The sequence below is a fragment of the Herbaspirillum sp. B65 genome, from assembly GCF_000333555.1.
Taxonomy (GTDB): domain Bacteria; phylum Pseudomonadota; class Gammaproteobacteria; order Burkholderiales; family Burkholderiaceae_D; genus Herbaspirillum; species Herbaspirillum rubrisubalbicans.
Genome location: NZ_BADI01000099.1, coordinates 1 through 4,899 on the forward strand (window position 1 = coordinate 1; position 4,899 = coordinate 4,899).

A 4,899-nucleotide genomic window follows, 5' to 3' on the forward strand; every position below is an offset into this window, starting at 1 on the left:
GGCGACCCGTTGAATAACGCACACGTGCCGTCAGCACCGGTTCGCCCTCGGGGGTGATGCCGACGATCTGCGTTGCGGTGTGATCATTGAGGTCGAACTCTTCGCTGAACGGGCATTGCTGCTCATGCATGTAGACGATGGCGCGCACCAGCATGGCCTTGAAGCGTTCGTCCTCATTTTCGACTACCTTGATGGTGATCGATGGTGCCATGTCATGAACCGCATGTTCGTGGGCGGCGTGACTGGAGTGACGGGAATGGATAGAGTGAATGGTAGAGAGAGACATGATCAGCCCGCCTGCAACAGTTTGGACATGACCGCCAGGTCGTTGGCCTCGTGCAAGGACTCCATTTTTTTCTGGACCGCCTGCGTGGTCATGCCCTTTTCACCGTTCCTGATGGCGGTGGCAGAGATTTTGTCCTTGCGCACAAACGACACCGGATAAATCCAGCCCGATTCATCATAGATGCTGCGCACCCACATGCCGCCCAGGTCGCTGCCATGAATGCCATGCAGCGGCTGGTCGGGATGCAGCCTTTTGATCAGCGACAACACGCGATAGAACCCACCGGCGGCGTACAACTCCGATTGATCCAGCACATGTACCTTGCCGGCCAGGCCCGCTTCGGCGATGGACAGTCGCATCATGTCCAGCCGGGTTTCATATTCATAAAATTTTCTGCCGGTCGGGAAGTAGTTCATGTGCACATCGGCACGCGACGTCTTTTCATAGACACGCATTCCCCGCTCATAGTGGGCGATCCGGATTTCACCGCGGGACAGTGCCTGGGCATGCATTTTGGGGACCGCCGTGCAATGCAGGTAGACCCGCTCCAGGCCGCGCTCGGCAATGGCCTTCTCGATCAGGGCTAGATGTGTGCGATGGATAGGGTTGAAGGTACCGAAAAAAATGCCGACACCACCACGCGGATACACCTTGGCCCGCCAGTCCGACAACATGCCGACGATGAAAAACGCTGTGCCGAAGATCACCCCGAGGCAAACGAACAAAATCTTTGCTGCCGGCAGGCCCAGCGTAGCCAACGCGGTGACGACGATATTGATCGACAAGGCCACCAGCACATTGCGGGTCTTCTCGCCGAATTCACGATTGGCCAGCGCCAAGGCCAGATATTGCATGCCTTGGGACGCGAAGGTGGTCAGCAGCGCCGTTCCGGTGATGCCGCCCATCGACGAGAGATTATCGACCGGCACGATCTGCGCGAAGGACAGGATCGCGAACACGCCCAGGTTGAAGATCAGTTGTGGGACGAAACGTGCCAGGCGCCCCGGGCTCACCATTGCCGTCCGTAAGTTGACGCGTTCTTCCAGCTTGTTGCTCAGTTTCGAGTAATAAGGGATGAAGCCGCCGATGAATACACTCAGCGCAATCAGCCAGGGATTATCGAACACCTGATGGGTCCATCCATAGCTGACATACATCAAAGTACCAATTCCCACCCCTAAATGGACCGACGAGCTATGCAGATGTGAGAGAAATTTCATAGACGGAGACCTTTTCTATTTGTATTGAGAACGATCTGGAATTGAAGGAAAGCATCATTTATCACCCCGGGCGCGCTACGCCGACCGCCCCGACAACATCACGCGCAGCCACGTGTGGACACCGATTATGTGAAAGCCAAGATGACTTCTCAAATGATTATTTGACAGGGTGTTTATGCTTGCAGCGCATAGGCGGTAAACGAGGGGGCGGAGAACAGAAAAGGTGCGCATCACATCACAGCGAGCGGGAGAAGCGGTCAAATCGCGCAAGCAATATGAAGGGTCGTGTGACCGTGTGACAGCCTTCGGGAGGCAATGGAAGGCGGGTCAAATGGAGAGGGGCAACTCTGCGAGCAAATCAACAGTCATGTGCCTGGATTACGTTCTTTATCGCGCTAGCTTCGGTCGAGTCAGACAACACATCGAATTCGTCCTGTCGTCGCAAATCCAACAAAAACGACAATCCGTCAGACGTAATCCCACCTGCCAACGATTAATTTATTCCTTTTTATTCAATGGCTTAGATGAAAATCTTTGCATGGCACGCTCTTTGCTGAACTTCATCTCGCAGCCAGGCACAGACCCGTTCTCCCACCCAGTTTGCCGGAGCCACCATGCCCTCCTCTTCCTTATCGCTACCGATCTACCTGGATTATTCGGCGACCACCCCGGTCGATCCACGGGTTGCTCAAAAGATGATCCCCTATCTGACCGATATTCCGGGTAACCCGGCCAGCCGCTCGCACAGCTTCGGCTGGGCCGCCGAAGCGGCGGTCGAACATGCACGCGAGCAAGTCGCCGCACTGGTCAACGCCGACGTGCGCGAAATCATCTGGACCTCCGGCGCCACCGAGTCCAACAACCTGGCCATCAAGGGCGCCGCTGAATTCCTGCGCAGTAAGGGCCGCCACCTCATCACCATCAAGACCGAACACAAGGCCGTGCTCGACACCATGCGCGAGCTGGAACGACGCGGTTTTGAAGTGACCTATCTGGAGGTCGGCAGCAACGGTCTGCTCGACCTGGCTGCCTTCGAAGCAGCCTTGCGGCCCGATACCATCCTGGCCTCGGTGATGTACGTCAATAACGAAATCGGCGTGATCCAGGATATCGCCGCATTGGGCGACATCTGCCGCGCACGGGGCGTGCTCCTGCACGTGGACGCCGCTCAGGCTACCGGCAAGGTGGCCATCGACCTGGCGCGCCTGAAGGTCGACCTGATGTCGTTCTCGGCCCACAAGACCTATGGCCCCAAGGGCATCGGCGCCTTGTACGTGGGACGCAAGCCGCGCGTTCGGCTGGAAGCGCAGATGCATGGCGGCGGGCATGAACGCGGCCTGCGCTCGGGCACCCTGGCCACTCACCAGATCGTCGGCATGGGTGAAGCCTTCGAACTGGCACGCCTGGCCATGGGCACCGAGAACGAACGCATCCGTATGTTGCGTGACCGCCTGCACGCCGGCTTCGCTGATATCGAGGAATGTTTCGTCAATGGCGACCTGGAGCGTCGCGTGCCGCACAACCTCAATGTCAGTTTCAACTATGTCGAGGGCGAATCGCTGCTCATGGCCATCAAGGATGTGGCGGTGTCCTCCGGGTCGGCCTGCACCTCGGCCAGCCTGGAACCCTCCTATGTCCTGCGCGCACTGGGCCTGTCGGATGAACTGGCGCACAGCTCGATCCGCTTTTCCATCGGCCGCTTCACCACCATCGAGGAGATCGACTTCACCGTGAACGTGATCCGTGAAAAGGTGGGCAAGCTGCGCGCACTCTCGCCTCTGTGGGATATGTACAAGGACGGCATTGACCTCTCCACGGTGCAATGGGCTGCACACTGACAAGGAGCACATCATGGCTTACAGCGACAAACTGATGGACCACTACGAAAACCCGCGCAACGTCGGTAGCTTCGACAAGGACGACACCAGCGTGGCCACCGGCATGGTCGGCGCGCCTGCCTGTGGCGACGTGATGAAGCTGCAGATCAAGGTCGATCACAACGGCATCATCGAAGACGCCAAATTCAAGACCTACGGCTGCGGCTCGGCCATCGCCTCTTCCTCCCTGGTGACCGAATGGCTCAAGGGACGAACCTTGGACCAGGCGCTGGACATCAAGAACACCGCCATCGCCGACGAACTGGCCTTGCCGCCGGTGAAGATCCACTGCTCCATCCTGGCCGAAGATGCCATCAAGGCCGCCGTGGCGGATTACCGCAGCCGGCATGACGCCACGCCCGAGGTCCAGCAGGCGGCCCCTACCCCCAAGCAATACCCGATCTGCGCGCCCATCGTCGACTGAGACGTCACGGCCGGTTCCCATCCCCATTTCCTGGAGGTCCATCATGTCCGATACCGACAGCATCACCGCCGACGCCCCCCTCATCTTTACCGATTCGGCCGTGGCCAAGGTCAGCGAGTTGATCAGCGAAGAAGGCAATACCGAACTCAAGCTGCGCATCTACGTCAGCGGCGGCGGTTGCTCCGGCTTCGAATATGGCTTTGCCTTCGACGATGCCGTCAACGAAGACGACTTTTGCATCGAGCGCAACGGGGTGTCGCTGCTGGTCGATGCCATGAGCATGCAATATCTCAACGGCGCCGAGATCGGCTACGAAGAAGGCCTGGAAGGATCCCGCTTCATCATCAAGAACCCCAATGCCACCACTACCTGTGGCTGCGGCAGTTCATTCTCGGTCTGAGGAGGTAAGGCGATGAGCATCACCCTCACTGAAAACGCCGCGCGCCGCGTACACGCCTTCCTGGCCAAGCGCAGCGCTGTCGGCTTGCGCCTGGCAGTCAAGACCAGCGGCTGCTCCGGCATGGCTTACGCGCTCGAATATGCCGACGTCGCCGAGCCGCAGGATGTGCGCTTCGAAAGCCATGGCGTGACCGTGCTGATCGATCCCAAGAGCCTGCCCTACCTGGATGGCACCGAGCTGGACTTCGTGCGCGAAGGGCTCAACGAAGGCTTCAAGTTCAACAATCCCAACGCCAAGAACCAGTGTGGCTGCGGCGAAAGTTTCGCGGTCTAGACCATGTCCCTGCTCCAGATCGCCGAACCTGGTCGCAGCACAGCGCCCCACCAGCACCGGCTGGCGGTGGGCATCGACCTGGGCACCACCAATTCGCTGGTGGCCACGGTCCAGTCCGGCCAGGCCCGCATCCTGCCGGATGAGGCCGGGCAGGCGCTGCTGCCCTCGGTGGTGCGCTATCTGCCGGCCCCTTCCCTGCAGCCGGCAGACCGGCCACCGGCCGTCGTCGGCCATGCCGCCAAGGCCGCGCAGAGCGATGATCCGCGCAATACCCTGTCCTCCATCAAGCGCCTGATGGGACGTGACCGCGCTGACATCAGCGCAGGCAACAGCGCTGACATGCCCTACGCCTTCATCGA

6 protein-coding genes and 1 pseudogene are annotated in these 4,899 nt (G+C 59.3%); 5 read left to right on the forward strand and 2 right to left on the reverse strand.

What is annotated here, in order from left to right; all coding sequences use genetic code 11:
• A pseudogene (locus I5W_RS02835) lies at nucleotides 1–286 on the reverse strand (hypothetical protein); the annotation flags it as partial.
• Nucleotides 287–288: 2 nt separating this feature from the next.
• A complete protein-coding gene (locus tag I5W_RS02840; RefSeq protein ID WP_252716865.1) occupies nucleotides 289–1,413 on the reverse strand; it encodes a hypothetical protein in 1,125 nt (374 codons plus the stop codon).
• A gap of 707 nt (nucleotides 1,414–2,120) precedes the next feature.
• Here I5W_RS02840 and I5W_RS02845 point away from each other — a divergent pair.
• The 5 genes from I5W_RS02845 to I5W_RS02865 form a co-directional block, all read left to right on the forward strand.
• The gene (locus I5W_RS02845) at nucleotides 2,121–3,344 is read left to right on the forward strand and encodes an IscS subfamily cysteine desulfurase (RefSeq protein ID WP_044528101.1); all 1,224 of its coding nucleotides are present in this window, start codon (nucleotides 2,121–2,123) and stop codon (nucleotides 3,342–3,344) included.
• A gap of 13 nt (nucleotides 3,345–3,357) precedes the next feature.
• Nucleotides 3,358–3,807, forward strand: coding sequence for a Fe-S cluster assembly scaffold IscU (iscU, locus tag I5W_RS02850; protein WP_044528102.1), 450 nt, complete (start codon nucleotides 3,358–3,360; stop codon nucleotides 3,805–3,807).
• Between the two features lie 43 nt (nucleotides 3,808–3,850).
• A complete protein-coding gene (erpA, locus tag I5W_RS02855; protein ID WP_013234801.1) occupies nucleotides 3,851–4,207 on the forward strand; it encodes an iron-sulfur cluster insertion protein ErpA in 357 nt (118 codons plus the stop codon).
• A gap of 12 nt (nucleotides 4,208–4,219) precedes the next feature.
• A complete protein-coding gene (gene iscA / locus I5W_RS02860; protein ID WP_013234802.1) occupies nucleotides 4,220–4,540 on the forward strand; it encodes an iron-sulfur cluster assembly protein IscA in 321 nt (106 codons plus the stop codon).
• Nucleotides 4,541–4,543: 3 nt separating this feature from the next.
• Nucleotides 4,544–4,899 (forward strand): Hsp70 family protein (locus I5W_RS02865; protein WP_044528103.1); only part of this gene is annotated, 356 nt, incomplete at its 3' end.

Bases quoted from the DNA above. Each gene is read 5' to 3' on its own strand.
- erpA (WP_013234801.1), top strand. From the start codon at position 3,851: ATGTCCGATACCGACAGCATCACCGCCGACGCCCCCCTCATCTTTACC.
- iscU (WP_044528102.1), top strand. From the start codon at position 3,358: ATGGCTTACAGCGACAAACTGATGGACCACTACGAAAACCCGCGCAAC.
- iscA (WP_013234802.1), top strand. From the start codon at position 4,220: ATGAGCATCACCCTCACTGAAAACGCCGCGCGCCGCGTACACGCCTTC.
- I5W_RS02845 (WP_044528101.1), top strand. From the start codon at position 2,121: ATGCCCTCCTCTTCCTTATCGCTACCGATCTACCTGGATTATTCGGCG.